Genomic DNA, 12,967 nt, shown 5'->3' with positions numbered 1-12,967 from the left:
GGATGGCTGTTGCCGGAGATGTTGCGCGTGCCGCCCGCGCCGGTGCCCAGCCGCCAGGCGGTCTCCACCATCGCGCGGGTCACGTCCCGGTTCTGGCCCATGCCGAGATAGTCGTTGGAGCACCAGATCGTGATCTCACGCGGACCGTCCGGGGAGTGCCAAATAGCTGTCGGGAAGCGACCGGCGATGCGTTCGAGATCGACGAAGGAGCGATAGCGCCGCTCCGCTTTCAGCTGTGCGATGGCCGCATCGAAGTAGCCGGTGTAGTTCCTGGTCGCGGGAGCCTTAGAGATCGGCTCCGGCGCCGGCCTGGTGATTATGAACGGTGCCCGAGGGCGGGACAGCAAGGCGGCAGCTGTCTCGCACCGGCCGTTCCTCGCTTCGGTTTCCGTGAGCTTTGCCCAGCAGCGCGGGAATTGTCCGTCGCTGTCGCATTGCCTCTCCAGGACCATTGCAGCCTCCCCCGTGAACCCGTCCGACCCGAGTGTGTGGTCAACTCGAAACCAGCTACGGGATCATTGTGACGGAGACGATGAAGCATTCAATACGTACTCAGGTCCGAGGTCCGACCCGACTTAGGTCCAGGTGGGGCGCCGCAAGGAGGGGTGGCGGACCTCATTTCTCGCTCAAGCGGCCATTTCCGGCATTTACGTTGCCTGGTGACGAACACCGGGCGCGCCGCACTCAGAGGCTGCTGAAGATCCGATCACGGCACGCCCCGGACGAAAGCATTTGGCCGGCTCAGGGAGCGTCAGCCGATCCGCATCGGACGCCAGGAGTTTCGCTGCCTGACCTGAATCGGATCTCCAGCGTGCAGCATCGACATCACGCGCGGTCCTGCTCAAGCCCGTTGAGCGATCGGTCCGTCGATGATGACCTGGCAGCACAGCCGGGAGCAGCGCTCGATCCTACCTTCGACCTTGTAGATCTCCCGGAGCAGCTCTGGTGTGATCACCGCCTCGGCGGGGCCGCACCTGACCATTGTTCCCCCGTCGATCACCATGACGCGGTCTGCCACCCGCAGGACTTGATTGAGATCGTGGATGGCAAGGACCACGCACATCTGCCGCTTCCGCGCCAAAGCCTGAATCAGCGCCAGCACCTCTACCTGCCTGTGAAGGTCGAGTGCGCTCGTCGGCTCGTCCAGGAGCAGAATCTCCGGATCCCGCACCAGGGTCTGGGCAAGGGAGACGAGTTGCCGCTGGCCACCACTGAGCTCTGACAGGCCCTTGAACGCGATGCTCTCGATCCGGAGCGATCCGAGAACCTCGTCCACAGTTTCAAGATCCTCATCGCTGACCCGGGGATCCGCGCCCTGCTTGCGGGCGAGCAGGATCGACTCGTAGACCGTCAGGACCGTGTTCACCGAGGTGTCCTGGGGCATGTAGCAGACCTGGGACCTGCTCTGTTCCGGAATGCCGCCGATGGAAATGTCTCCCGGCCCGCCGAGCAGCCCCGCAATGCGGCGGAAGAGGCTCGATTTGCCGGCGGCGTTGGGCCCGATCACCGCCGTGACCTCGCCGCCCCTCAACGCGGGGGTGGTAATGCCAGAGAGAACCTCCCGTTTGCCGTAGCGGACGCCGACATCATTCAGTTGCAAGGTGGCTACCATGCCCGTCTCCGGTTGGTCATGATGAGGCTGAAGAGGAACGGCACGCCCACCAGCGCGGTGATGATGCCGATGGGGATGATGCTTCCTGGAATAAGGGATTTGCTAATCACAGACGTCAGGGACAGCATCGCGGCACCCGAGAGAGCAGAGGCCGGCAGGAAGAACCGCTGATCCTCGCCGATGAGCATGCGCGCGATGTGCGGACCGACGAGCCCGACGAAGCCGATCGTGCCGACGAAGGCGACAGGCACCGCGGCGAGCACGCTGACGATCAGCATCGTCTCGAGCCGCACGCGGCGCACGTCCACCCCGAAGCTTGCGGCCTTGTCCTCACCGAGGCGCAGCGCCGTCAGTGCCCAGGCGCGGCGGAAGAACAGCGGAAGCGCGACGGTGACGACGAGTGTGGTGATGGCAAGCTTCGGCCAGGTCGCTCGGGTCAGGCTGCCCATGGTCCAAAACACGACCGCCGCCAGCGCCTGTTCGGAGGCGAGGAACTGCACGAACGCCAGCAGGGCGTTGAAGGTGAACACGAGAGTGATGCCGAGCAGGACGATGGTCTCGACCGTCACACCCCGCCTCTGGCTCATCAGGTGGATGAACAGAGCGGCCGCCATGGCCATGATCAAGGCGTTGATCGACACCACGTATTCGATGGCGAAGGGCAGAAGGCCGACCCCGAACACGAGGGCCAGCGATGCTCCGAAGCTCGCAGCGGCCGAGATGCCGAGCGTGAAGGGGCTGGCGAGCGGATTGTTGAGGATCGTCTGCATCTGGGCGCCGGCGGCCGAAAGGGCGGCGCCGACCACCACCGCCATCAGGGCCACGGGCATGCGGATGTCCCAGATCACCACGGAGACCTGATTGGAGACCTCCGGCGATCCGGCGAGAGCCAGCACAACCTCCCGCATGCTGTACCGGGCTGGTCCCAGGCCGAGATCGGCGATGATGGAGAGGACAAGGACAATCGCGAGCGCGAGGAGCACAAGCTTCTTGCGCAGAACGAGGGCACGGTAAACACCGCGCCCCGTCTGGGCCGCCATGGATGCCGGATGGGCCAAGGATCTATTCCTTGTCGGTCAGCGAGACCCAGTAGCCCGGCTTGTAGGCCACCGGCAGGAAGCGCTCGTAGAGGGTTTTCATGGTCTGGTCCGGATCGAGGTCCTTGAACAGCTCCGGGTGCAGCCACTTGGCCATCTGCTGAATGGCGACGAATTGGTAGGGGCTGTTGTAGAACTGGTGCCAGATGGCGTGAACCTGCTTGTTCTGCACCGCCTTCACGCCAGTGTAGGCAGGCCGCTTCATCAGCTCGGCGAGCTTGTTCCGAGCTTTCGCCTTGTCGGCGCCGGAGCCGACGCCAACCCACGCGCCGCCAGGGACGTACAGCTCCCAGTTCGAGCCGGTGACGATGACATGGTCCGGGTTGGAAGCGATAATCTGCTCCGGGTTCACGACGCCGAAGGTGCCGGGGATGATTTTGCCGGCCAGATTGATGCCACCGGCGATCTCGACCATTTTTCCGAAGTTCTCGTTGCCGAAGGACATGCAGCAATCGTCGGTGTAGCCGGCCGCGCGCTCCATCATCACCATCGGTTTGGCAGGGTTGGCCTTGGAGAGGCGCTCGGTGACGCGCTCGATCTGCTCCTTGCGGAAGGCGATGAATTCCTCGGCCCGGGCCTCCTTCCCGAAGAGCTTGCCAATCAGCCGCATGCTCGGCTCGGTGTTCTCGAAGGGCTTGTCGCGGAAATCCACGAAGACGACCGGGATGCCGACCTTGGCAAGCTTCTCGATGAGCTTCGCATCGTCGGTCGCGGTCTTGGCCTCTACGTTCATGATCATGACATCGGGGGCAAGGGCTACGGCCTGCTCGATGTCGAATGTGCCCTCCTTCGAGCCGCCGAACGTCGGCAGCTTGGCGATCTGCGGGTACTTGGCGAGGTAGTCCTTGTAGCCGTCGAGATCCGCCTTCTCGAAATCGTCCCGCCAGCCGACGACGCGCTTGAACGGATCGTCGCTGTCGAGCGCCGCAACAAAATAGACTTGGCGCCCCTCGCCCAGGATCACCTTGTTCACCGGAGCTTTGACCTCGACCTGACGACCGGTCACGTCGGTGACGGTGATCGTGTCCGCGGCTTTGGAGGAAAGAGGCAGAAGGGCGACGAGCGCCAGGGTCGCACAGAGAGCGAGTTTGGACAATTGCATGATGACCTCGCATCACAGGAGGGAACAGTTCCCTCCTATGATGATGCGGCAAGTATCTCAACAAGTATATTTTCGAAAACTTCTAAAGAAACCATGTTATTCCACTATATTAGAATAATTATAATCTGTAGTTTAGAAGGTATCTAATTTGACGGTTGCAGATTCCGGCGGTAAATCGCCGGTAATTCACGGCAAGGACAGGTCAGTCTTATGACGATGGCGAATTATACGCTTCGGGATGAAATCCGCGACTATTGGTCGGCGCGCGCCGCAACCTTCGATCAGCAGGTCGGACATGAAATCTTCTCGGAGGCGGAGCGGCAGGCGTGGCGGGAGCTGTTCCTGCGGCATCTCGGACCAGGCGAGAACCGTCGGGCGCTCGACCTGGCGAGTGGAACGGGGGTGATCTCGCACCTGCTCGATGAGTTGGGCTTCCAGGTGACGGGCCTCGACTGGTCGGAGCCCATGCTGGCCCGGGCCCGCGCCAAGGCGGAGGCGCGAGGGGCACGGATCCGCTTCGTCATGGGTGACGCCGAGCGCACACTGGAGAAGCCGGAGAGTTACGACGTGATTGTGACGCGCCATCTGGTCTGGACCCTGGTCAACCCCAAGGCCGCCTTCAAGGAATGGCATTCCCTGCTCAAGCCCGGCGGCAAGGTGCTGATTGTCGATGGCGATTTCGTCTCGGATACGCTCGTGAAGCGCATGATCCGGGCATTCGAGCGGCTTACCGGAAGAACATCTCCGACGTCCCATGCCCCGGACGCGATGCGGGAAACCCATGAACGAATCCTGCGTCAGGTCTACTTTTCAAAGGGGGCGCGAGCCAGCGAGGTCATGGATCTGCTGCGTCAGGCCGGCTTTGCCGGGATCAACGTGGACCGCAACCTCAAGCGCATTCACCGTGAGCAGGCGAGGCACATGCCGCTGCTCAAGGGCTTGGAGCGGGCAACCCAGCACCGCTATGCCATCGTGGCGACGAAGCGGTGATCAGGTTGCAGCCTCACTCTCCCGATCGTGTCGCCTGGCCCCCTGCCGCCGCGACAGGGGCCGGTGCAGCTTGGCATCGGCGCAGCCGCACGAACACGTTCGCCCGCTCAACCTCACAGGCGGGTTAGACCGGTCACGCTCAGGGACGCACCGGGAACATCCATGATCTCCACCTCGCCCTCGATGAGGAAATGATGGTGCTCCGACACATTGGCGTCGAAGTACGTCCTTCGGCCCTCCGCCGCGATCAGTTGGAGTAGCCCCGCCTGGGTCAATTGGTGCAGAGTGTTATAGATCGTCGCCAGGGTGGTCGAAACGCGGGCACGCTGCACCTCCTCGAACAGCCGCCTCGGCGGTGACATGCCGGTCGCCCTCGCCAAACAACAGCCTGTCCAGCCATTTCAGTCCTCGCCTTTCTCGGGCTTGCTCACGTGCTTCTCAGGTTTGCCCATGTGCTTCTGCGCGTAGAGCTCGGTGCCGATTGGCTGGATTAAGCTCGCCGGGTTTCCAGGAAGCCGATGCGCCCTTCCTCGTCGGCCATCGGCTCCTCGAACAGGTCCTTTGAGACGCGGGCGCCGATGCCTTAGCAGCGTTCCGCTGCCTCGCCGTAGGGGTTGCGGGCCTCGTACTCGATCCCGAGGCAGGACTTGATCACTTCCTGAACATTCTGGCCGATCCTCCCATGGACTCAGCCCTTGAGAGGAGAGCGCCGCCGCCACCTCCCAGACCTCGGAGACTCGTTGGAATTGGCCTGCCGGGTCAGCGGGCAGTCCGTCTCACAATCGGCGGAGCAGGCGTGCTTCTGGGCCAGGGCCTGATCCATGATCGAGCGGATTGTGGTGGCGCAGCGCCCGCACCGAGGGTCGCAACCGAGGCTGCGGTAAACCTGGGCCGGCGTGCGCGGGCAGTCTGGGCCAGGGTTGAGGCAGGCCCGGATCTCGCCGTCCGAAAAGACATTGCAGGAGCAGACAATCATGGAGTGGGTATCAGTCAGTGCAGAATGGTCGGCACGGCTGACCTGGTGGGGGGAACTGTAAGCGGCGGCCCGAGGCTCGCGAGCGTTTCGGCAGCGACCCTCAGGGCAGTGGTCAGGCGGGGGGCTTCATCCTGCCCGGTCAGGATCTGCATCGAGGTCGCAAGGGCGGTTGTATTGGCGATCCTGGCCTGGGAGAGAGCGGCCATGAGCTCGATCTCGTCCCGGGTTGTGCGACAGCAGCTCGCTGGCATGGAATGCCAGGGCTGTTGCCGCTCGACCCGCAGTGCCCGCATGACCCCTGCCATCGCGGCCACGAGCCGAGGACCGTCCACGTATCCGAGCGCTTCCTCCGCACACTGATGTCCTGCATCCCAGCAGGCAGCGTCCTGCGTCATGTATCCGGCCGCAATGAAGCGCGTGATCGTGAGCGCAAGAACCTCGGCCTGATCGGTGCAGACCTCGGTCAGCTTCGGCAGGGGTGCATGCTTCTGCCTGTCCATGGGCTCTCTCGCTGCGGGATGATCAGGGCCGTGACGGGCCACGGCAGGTCCGGCTCAGGACAGCGGACATCGTCGCAGATGTCAAGAAATAATGTCGTGTTATCAGTAAGTTAGAGGAGATCTAAACTGCCCGACATTTGAGCGTTTCCAACCTGCGCGGTCTTTCTGGTCAGCCCGCGATGCAGCGAGGTGCGGTCAACAGACCGATGCAGATCAGAGTGCCGGCAGCGTAGCTGCCTCAGTGATTCCAAGAAGGATCGGGCCCGTTGGTAGGTCCTCGCCAAAAATCGGCGGTGGGAATTCGATCGCAGGCGAAGGGCGCCTTGTGGCAGGAACCGGAAGTAGGACGAGTGTCGGCTCAGGGTAGGAACAGCGGACGTTCCTGAGGGGCAGGGGATCGGCCGAAAGTGACCATTCCTGACCCTTTGCGTGACGGGACATTCTTGTTCGTGGAGGAGCGGCAGCCGAAAGACTGACGGTGCTACCGCCCGTCACTCCCCCTCGGACGCCATCGGGAATCGGCTCAATAAAGAACGGTTCGTTCTTTTTACCGGAAAATACTGTTGACGCGAACGCCCCGATCAAGTTTGCTGTTGCCCAATGACAGCTCACCTGAATGGAGTGCAGGAAATGGGAGTGAAGTTCGCCTATTGGGTTCCAAACGTCAGCGGCGGCCTCGTCGTCAGCAAGCTGCCGCAGCGCACCGACTGGACCTTCGAGTACAACAAGAACCTCGTCCAAACGGCTGAACGGGTGGGGTTCGATTACGCGCTCTCGCAGGCTCGCTTCTTCGCCAGCTATGGCGCCGACAGCCAACTCGAGGCGCTTACCCTGACCTCGGCTTTGGCTGCCGTTACCACGCGCATCAAGCTGATCTCGGCCATTCACCCCGGATTCTGGCATCCTGGTGTGATCGCCAAGGCATTGGCCACGGTTGATCACATCAGCCAGGGCCGTGCGGCTGTAAACATTGTCAGCGGATGGTTCAAAGGTGAGTTCGAAGGCTACGGTGAGCCTTGGCTCGAGCATGACGAGCGCTACCACCGCTCCGAGGAGTTCATCCGAGTCCTCAAAGGCATGTGGACTCAAGACGAGTTCACGTTCAAGGGCAATTACTACACCATCAACCAAGCGCCGCTGAAGCCCAAACCGGTCCAGAAGCCTCACCCGGAGATCTTCCAGGGCGGCAACTCAAAAGCGGCCCGGCGCATGGCAGCCCGTGTGTCGGATTGGTATTTCATGAACGGCGGCACCATCGAGGATGTGGCGGCGCAGATCCAGGAGATCCGCCAGCTCGCCGTCGATGAGGGGCGCGACCCGAACGAGATCCGGTTCGGCCTGAACGGCTTTGTCATTCTCCGGGATAGCGAGGAGGCGGCTCATGCCACGCTGCGGGAGATCGTCGAGCATGCCGACAAGGAGGCGGTCGAAGGCTTCCGGCAGGCAGTGAAGGACGCCGGCGCCTCATCGCCCGAGAAGCAGGGAATGTGGGCGAACTCCAGTTTCGAGGATCTCGTCCAGTACAACGACGGCTTCAAGACCCGCCTCATCGGCACCGAGGATCAGATCATCGAGCGCATCGCGCAATACGAGGCGGTCGGTGTCGATCTTCTCCTGTGCGGCTTCCTGCATTTCACCGATGAGCTGCCGATTTTTGGCGAGCGCGTTATCCCGCGCGTGAAGGCGCTGCCAAGCCGGCGCGACCATGCGGACAGGACCGCAAAGGTGGCCTGATGCGGCTGCTGGGCATCAGCGGGAGTCCCAGCCGGGGCTCCCGCACAAGCCGTCTCATCCAGGAGGTGCTGGATGCGACGGCGCAGCAGGCGGATATCGAGACAGAGCTTCTTGAGGTTGCCTCGTCAGGAGCGATCCTGTGTGACGGTCGCCCGCCCGAGGCTTACGAGGGTGAGACGCGGCAGGTCATCGACAAGGTCGTGGCCGCTGACGCCTATGTGGTCGGCTCCCCGATGTACCGCGGCAGCTACACAGGAGCATTCAAGAACCTGTTCGATCTTCTGCCGAACGATGCCTTGACCGGCAAGGTAGTTGGGCTTGTCGCCACGGGGGGGAGCGATCACCACTTCCTGGCTCTTGAACATCAGCTTCGCCCTCTGCTGTCGTTCTTCAGGGCCTACACGGTTCCTGGAACGGTTTACGCGCAGAATGTGCACTTCACAGGGGGCGAGATCGCGGAAGAGACGCGAAGGGCCTGTCGGCTTCTGGCGGAGGAGGTGGTGCGCCTGACACGGGCCATCTCAGAGGGGCAGGCAGGGCCAGCTTATCCGGTGATTGTTCGCAGACCTGATCAGCAGAAGCCGTGACAGATGGTTGAGGCGAGGCAACCATGACAACAACAGACGACTTCAAGAAGGCCATGCGCCACCTGGCCGGGGGCGTTGCGATCATTGCGACGGAGCACGAGGGAAGGAGGGCCGGTCTTGCGGCGACGGCCGTGTGCTCAGTCTCGGCCGATCCACCCACGCTTCTGGTGTGCATCAACTCCGGAGCCAGCGCCCACGAGCCCATTCGCGCGAGCGGCTGCTTTTCAGTGAATCTGCTGGCGAGCGGCCAGGACAGCATCGCCCGATGTTTTTCCGGGGAAACGGGGCTCAAGGGCGAGGAGCGGTTCACGGTGGGCAAATGGGCACCCTTGGTGACTGGTGCTCCTGTTCTCCAAGGGGCGCTCGTCAGCTTCGACTGCCGCGTGACCGAGATCACGAGGATGGGCACCCACAGTGTTTTCTTCGGCGCAGTGGCAGGCATCGCTTCCCGCTCGACCACGCGACCGCTGATCTATGCCCACGGAACCTATGGGACCTTCTCGCCGGAGGGCGCCGGTTTGTGGTGGTAAGCCTCATACGATCGCTGGTCCTAACGCCACCGAGCACCGCTTCGTAAGCATCAAACAACAGCATCCAACGACGGGAATGTCTCTTCCTGGCACCTCTCGGAAGTAAGCCGAGTGCCGACTCCCGCAAGGAGCAGCGGACCTCCCTGGAGGCGGAGGATCATCGGTGTCTGACCGAGAGGCGACATTCAGGAGCGTTGGTGAAGGTCCAGACAGCTTGCCGGGGACTTGGCCGAATGCAACCTGCCATTGCTTCACTCCGTGCAGCATTGTCTTGCACCGATCACGGCTTGTTCCCGGCCGATGCACGCCTAACCTCCCGACTGTATCGGCGAGCCCACGGGCCGGCTCACCGCGAGGGAGGCAAAGCGATGGCAACGGCAATCCGAATGACACAAACGGGCGGTCCTGAGGTGCTCACGCCCGAAACCATCGAGCAACCCGAACCAGGTCCCGATGAGGTCTGGATCGAGCAGGAGGCGATTGGCGTCAACTACCTCGACGTGACACAACGAAAGGGTGCCGTGCCGATCCCGCTCCCCGGCGGCCTTGGCCTCGAAGGAGCCGGCCGTGTCACGACCATCGGCTCTGCCGTCACCGACTTCGCTGTGGGGGATCGCGTTGCCTACATCCTCGGCCCGCTGGGAGCCTATGCAAGCGGGCGTCTCTATCCGGCCGAACGCCTGGTGCGCCTGCCGGACAGCATCAGTTTCGAGGATGCCGCGACCGTCCTGTTCAAGGGCATCACCGCGCAGTACCTGCTGAAGAGCACATATCCGGTGGGGCCCGGCACGGTCGTCCTCCTCTACGGAGTTGCGGGTGGGCTCGGCCAGATCATGGCGCCTTGGGCGAAGCATCTCGGCGCCTTCGTAATCGGCGTGGTGTCGAAGGAAGCCAGCGTCGAGCGGGCACGCTCCCTCGGCTGCGATGCCGTGCTGGTCTGGGGATCCTGCGATCTGCCGAAAGAGGTGGCGGCCCTCACGAATGGCCGGAAGGCCGACGTCGTCTACGACGGCATCGGGCGCGAGACCTTCGGGGCCTCGCTCGACAGCCTGCGGCCGCGCGGCCTGCTCGCCTCGATCGGGGCGTCGACCGGGGCCCCGCCCCCGATCGAGGTCGGGACGCTGAACGCCAAGGGCTCGCTCTTCCTGACCCGTCCCGGTTTGGCGGCCCACGCGACCGACCTTGCCGAGTACCGCGGGCGGGCCGAGGACGTGTTCTCTGCCGTGAGGAGTGGCATTATCAGGCCCTTGGCGTGGAGGACCTTCGCCCTTGCGGAGGCGGCTGCGGCCCATGCGGCGCTCGAAGGCGGCGCCTCGGCGGGGCCGATCCTGTTGAAGCCCTGACCATAGGGGCGGATGGGTGCCGTGCTTCGCGCAGATTGCGGCGGCCGGCGTTCTACCCCTCCGAACATTCAGGGGGCGCTCGGTGGCTCGATGCGTGACCAGGGTGGCCCTTGCCGGAACTGTTCGCCGATCCACTCGACGAAGGCCTCCGTCCTGGCCGGGGTGAAGCGCACCGACGGACGCACAAGGTAGATCCCGCCGTCGGCATCGAAGGTCCATTCGGGAAGGACGCGGACCAGTCTACCCTGCGCGAAATCCCGTGCCAGTAGCCACTCCCCCGCGCCCAGGATGCCGATCCCGGCCCGGGCGGCGTCGAGAAGCGCGCTGCTGTCATTGGAGATAAGGGACCCCTGGATAGTGACGATCTCTGTGGTCCTGCCCTCTGAAAGCCGCCACTCGGGAAAGGAGGCCAGACCGGTGAACCCGAGGCAGTTATGGTCCGCGAGTTCCTGCGGCGTGACGGGAATGCCATGATGGCGCAGGTAATCGGGCGAGGCGCAGAGCACGCGCCGGAGACCGCCGAGCCGTCTCGCCACCAGCCGACTGTCGCTCAGGACGCCGACGCGGATCGCCGCGTCGAAGCCCTCGGCGACCAGATCGACGTAGCGTTCGCTGTAGTCGATCTCCACCGTCAGGGCCGGGTATCGGCGCAGAAACGAGGGAAGAAGCGGGGCCAGCCATTGCCGCCCCATGGCGGCCGGAAAGGCCAGCTTCAGGTTGCCCCGTAGATCCGCCGCGCCGGCGCTGGCCTCGATCTCGGCGTCGAGGATCGTCTCGCTCGCTGCCCGCACGCGGGCCGCCAACCGTTGTCCGGCCTCCGTCAGCTTGACCTGCCGTGTAGTCCGTTCGAGCAGACGAACCCCGAGACGGGCTTCGAGCGCCGCGATCCGCCGTGACACGACCGTTGGGTGGCGTTGGAGCGCACGGCCGGCAGCCACGAACGTTCCCTCCCGGGCGACCGCCAGCAGCGCCGCGAGCTCGTCCATCCGGCCGCTATCGAGGTCGGTCATTCGGGCTCCTCGTGGGAAAGGCATGCACCTGGAATCTCTACGATGCCCATGTTGGATCAAGCGGCATTCGGCGGCAAGGACCGCCTTGCAGCAGGTAAGTATCTGGAAGGGCCAGGGCATTTTTCCGCTTGAGATGCCCTGCCGGCGCGATTTCGGGCGACCTTCCCGTCATGCGTCATCCCGGCCCCAGCGCCCGCTGCCAAGAAATCCTCGATTGGAGCAGGTTCGATTTGGACGGGCTCATATCCGCAGTTCGTAGGATAGTTCCGACACTCCTCGTGCGAGAACGCATCGAGCAGTTCTCCGATGGTCTCCCAGAACGCCTCCTCGTCGCGTGGCCCGAGGTGCGCAGAAGCGGCTTGAGCTTGGAAAAGAACTGTTCCATCGGGTTAGGATCGGGACTGTAGGGCGGCAGATGCAGCAAGCTGGCTCCGACCGCTCGGATCGCCTTTTCTATGCGTCAGGTCCATGCGCTTGAGCATGAGATGAATGGTCGAGAGGGCCTGCACCTCGATCCCGCGGGCGCAGTTCAGTTTGGATCTCGGCGAGCGTGATGCCGGACTAGGCGTCCACCGGGGATCGCAGCAGATCCTGAGGCGGATCGAGCTGCCAGGACGGGTGCCGCGACTCAGAGATTCGCCTTGGTCGGGCTGCTTTTGGCGGTTCAGGAGCTGAATGAGGATGGCGTCGTGCCGTCTTTCTCCTCGGCGATCCGGTTCAGCATCCGCCTTCTCTCCTCTTAGGCATCATGCCTCCTGATCAGATGCCCGCTGAGGTTCACACTGCAAGGCTTGAAAGCGCAACGGCTGGGACCGGTTCCCGCGTGGATTGGAGCGGCCGGCGCCCTGTCCCGCGCGAGGATCGAAGCGGATGTCGGGCGCTCCTGGAACCGATGCTGGGTTCCCGGCATCGGCTCGGGAGGAGCGGGGCGGCTCAGGGAGGGCGGATGCTAAAGCGATTGACGGCAACATGGGACGGGGTCCGCACCAGCCTGTGGCTGGTTCCCGCGGTCATGGTCCTCCTGGGTGTCGGCCTTGCCGTCGCGATGCTCCGGATGGATGTCGGGCACGGCTCCGAGGATCAGGTCCGGGTCTGGTGGATTAACAGCGGCGCCGGCGAGGATGCCCGCAACCTTCTCTCCACTTTGCCATCGGCCATCATCACCATGGCCAGCATGGCGTTCTCGGTGACGGTGGTGGCACTCACTCTTGCGGCCAATGCCTACGGCTCCCGCCTGATCCGGGCTGCGGGCCAGCGCGACGTGCCCGAAGTCGCAGACAGGGAGGACATCGAGCAGAGCTACCGGCGGGCAATGGCGGCTTGCGAGACCGCCTTTGTAGGTCTGGGCGGGCGGATCGACCAGACCGGAAGGAGTGCCGGGGCTGCTCACGGCAAGCCGTGACGGGAGGCGGGGTGCAGGCCCAGGCCTTTCATCGGGTTGGTTCTCCATGGAAGGCTATTGGGCATGGTTGCCGTTGACCCGGGA

At 63.6% G+C, this 12,967-nt stretch carries 13 protein-coding genes and 1 pseudogene; 6 read left to right on the top strand and 8 right to left on the bottom strand.

The features are described 5' to 3' along the window. The 4 genes and pseudogenes from GR328_RS27720 to GR328_RS22760 form a co-directional block, all read right to left on the bottom strand. Positions 1-452: pseudogene (locus tag GR328_RS27720) on the bottom strand (hypothetical protein); the annotation flags it as partial. A 389-nt stretch (positions 453-841) separates the two neighbouring features. Then, on the bottom strand, positions 842-1,612 hold the full coding sequence (locus tag GR328_RS22770) for an ABC transporter ATP-binding protein (RefSeq protein ID WP_160887950.1): 771 nt from the start codon (positions 1,610-1,612) through the stop codon (positions 842-844). Then, positions 1,606-2,652, bottom strand: coding sequence for a FecCD family ABC transporter permease (locus GR328_RS22765; protein ID WP_160887954.1), 1,047 nt, complete (start codon positions 2,650-2,652; stop codon positions 1,606-1,608). Before GR328_RS22765 ends, GR328_RS22770 begins: the two co-directional genes overlap by 7 nt. Before the next feature lie 22 nt (positions 2,653-2,674). Continuing rightward, positions 2,675-3,811: an ABC transporter substrate-binding protein gene (locus tag GR328_RS22760; RefSeq protein WP_160887948.1), complete on the bottom strand. Its 1,137-nt coding sequence runs from the start codon at positions 3,809-3,811 to the stop codon at positions 2,675-2,677. A 210-nt stretch (positions 3,812-4,021) separates the two neighbouring features. On the opposite strand from GR328_RS22760, the gene GR328_RS22755 reads away from it, so the two are divergent. Further along, a complete protein-coding gene (locus tag GR328_RS22755) occupies positions 4,022-4,801 on the top strand; it encodes a class I SAM-dependent methyltransferase (protein ID WP_160887946.1) in 780 nt (259 codons plus the stop codon). Positions 4,802-4,914: 113 nt separating this feature from the next. On the opposite strand, the gene GR328_RS22750 is transcribed toward GR328_RS22755, so the two are convergent. From GR328_RS22750 to GR328_RS22740, 3 genes are all read right to left on the bottom strand, one after another. Then, a complete protein-coding gene (locus tag GR328_RS22750; protein WP_246216043.1) occupies positions 4,915-5,163 on the bottom strand; it encodes a transcriptional repressor in 249 nt (82 codons plus the stop codon). A gap of 326 nt (positions 5,164-5,489) precedes the next feature. After that, complete coding sequence (locus GR328_RS22745; RefSeq protein WP_160887944.1) at positions 5,490-5,777, bottom strand: (2Fe-2S)-binding protein; 288 nt, start codon at positions 5,775-5,777, stop codon at positions 5,490-5,492. Between the two features lie 14 nt (positions 5,778-5,791). Beyond that, on the bottom strand, positions 5,792-6,277 hold the full coding sequence (locus tag GR328_RS22740) for a hypothetical protein (protein WP_160887942.1): 486 nt from the start codon (positions 6,275-6,277) through the stop codon (positions 5,792-5,794). Positions 6,278-6,907: 630 nt separating this feature from the next. Here GR328_RS22740 and sfnG point away from each other — a divergent pair. The 4 genes from sfnG to GR328_RS22720 all read left to right on the top strand — a co-directional run bounded on the left by sfnG (position 6,908) and on the right by GR328_RS22720 (position 10,471). Then, positions 6,908-8,011 (top strand): dimethylsulfone monooxygenase SfnG, encoded by a 1,104-nt coding sequence (gene sfnG, locus GR328_RS22735; RefSeq protein ID WP_160887940.1) that lies wholly within the window; start codon positions 6,908-6,910, stop codon positions 8,009-8,011. Further along, positions 8,011-8,598 carry an NAD(P)H-dependent oxidoreductase gene (locus tag GR328_RS22730; RefSeq protein WP_160887938.1) on the top strand — a complete coding sequence of 196 codons (588 nt, stop codon included), beginning with the start codon at positions 8,011-8,013 and terminating at the stop codon, positions 8,596-8,598. The genes sfnG and GR328_RS22730 overlap by 1 nt, the downstream gene beginning before the upstream one ends. 23 nt (positions 8,599-8,621) lie before the next feature. Beyond that, positions 8,622-9,128, top strand: coding sequence for a flavin reductase family protein (locus GR328_RS22725; RefSeq protein ID WP_160887936.1), 507 nt, complete (start codon positions 8,622-8,624; stop codon positions 9,126-9,128). 368 nt (positions 9,129-9,496) lie between these two features. Then, entirely contained in the window at positions 9,497-10,471 is a 975-nt protein-coding gene (locus GR328_RS22720) for a quinone oxidoreductase family protein (RefSeq protein WP_160887934.1), read from the top strand. 68 nt (positions 10,472-10,539) lie between these two features. On the opposite strand, the gene GR328_RS22715 is transcribed toward GR328_RS22720, so the two are convergent. Continuing rightward, the gene (locus GR328_RS22715) at positions 10,540-11,481 is read right to left on the bottom strand and encodes a LysR family transcriptional regulator (protein ID WP_160887932.1); all 942 of its coding nucleotides are present in this window, start codon (positions 11,479-11,481) and stop codon (positions 10,540-10,542) included. Between the two features lie 946 nt (positions 11,482-12,427). On the opposite strand from GR328_RS22715, the gene GR328_RS22710 reads away from it, so the two are divergent. Then, a complete protein-coding gene (locus GR328_RS22710) occupies positions 12,428-12,883 on the top strand; it encodes a DUF2254 family protein (protein ID WP_160887930.1) in 456 nt (151 codons plus the stop codon). The last annotated feature ends 84 nt before the right edge of the window (positions 12,884-12,967 follow it).

Source organism: Microvirga makkahensis, assembly GCF_009830105.1.
In the GTDB taxonomy this organism is placed as follows: domain Bacteria; phylum Pseudomonadota; class Alphaproteobacteria; order Rhizobiales; family Beijerinckiaceae; genus Microvirga; species Microvirga makkahensis.
This window is presented reverse-complemented; position numbering and strand designations above follow the sequence as displayed.

What these genes read in the sequence shown, in the direction of transcription:
- GR328_RS22715 (WP_160887932.1), bottom strand. Translation starts at nt 11,481, where the DNA reads ATGACCGACCTCGATAGCGGCCGGATGGACGAGCTCGCGGCGCTGCTG.
- GR328_RS22770 (WP_160887950.1), bottom strand. Translation starts at nt 1,612, where the DNA reads ATGGTAGCCACCTTGCAACTGAATGATGTCGGCGTCCGCTACGGCAAA.
- GR328_RS22730 (WP_160887938.1), top strand. Translation starts at nt 8,011, where the DNA reads ATGCGGCTGCTGGGCATCAGCGGGAGTCCCAGCCGGGGCTCCCGCACA.
- GR328_RS22720 (WP_160887934.1), top strand. Translation starts at nt 9,497, where the DNA reads ATGGCAACGGCAATCCGAATGACACAAACGGGCGGTCCTGAGGTGCTC.
- GR328_RS22760 (WP_160887948.1), bottom strand. Translation starts at nt 3,811, where the DNA reads ATGCAATTGTCCAAACTCGCTCTCTGTGCGACCCTGGCGCTCGTCGCC.
- sfnG (WP_160887940.1), top strand. Translation starts at nt 6,908, where the DNA reads ATGGGAGTGAAGTTCGCCTATTGGGTTCCAAACGTCAGCGGCGGCCTC.
- GR328_RS22725 (WP_160887936.1), top strand. Translation starts at nt 8,622, where the DNA reads ATGACAACAACAGACGACTTCAAGAAGGCCATGCGCCACCTGGCCGGG.
- GR328_RS22740 (WP_160887942.1), bottom strand. Translation starts at nt 6,277, where the DNA reads ATGGACAGGCAGAAGCATGCACCCCTGCCGAAGCTGACCGAGGTCTGC.
- GR328_RS22765 (WP_160887954.1), bottom strand. Translation starts at nt 2,652, where the DNA reads ATGGCGGCCCAGACGGGGCGCGGTGTTTACCGTGCCCTCGTTCTGCGC.
- GR328_RS22755 (WP_160887946.1), top strand. Translation starts at nt 4,022, where the DNA reads ATGACGATGGCGAATTATACGCTTCGGGATGAAATCCGCGACTATTGG.
- GR328_RS22745 (WP_160887944.1), bottom strand. Translation starts at nt 5,777, where the DNA reads ATGATTGTCTGCTCCTGCAATGTCTTTTCGGACGGCGAGATCCGGGCC.
- GR328_RS22750 (WP_246216043.1), bottom strand. Translation starts at nt 5,163, where the DNA reads ATGTCACCGCCGAGGCGGCTGTTCGAGGAGGTGCAGCGTGCCCGCGTT.
- GR328_RS22710 (WP_160887930.1), top strand. Translation starts at nt 12,428, where the DNA reads ATGCTAAAGCGATTGACGGCAACATGGGACGGGGTCCGCACCAGCCTG.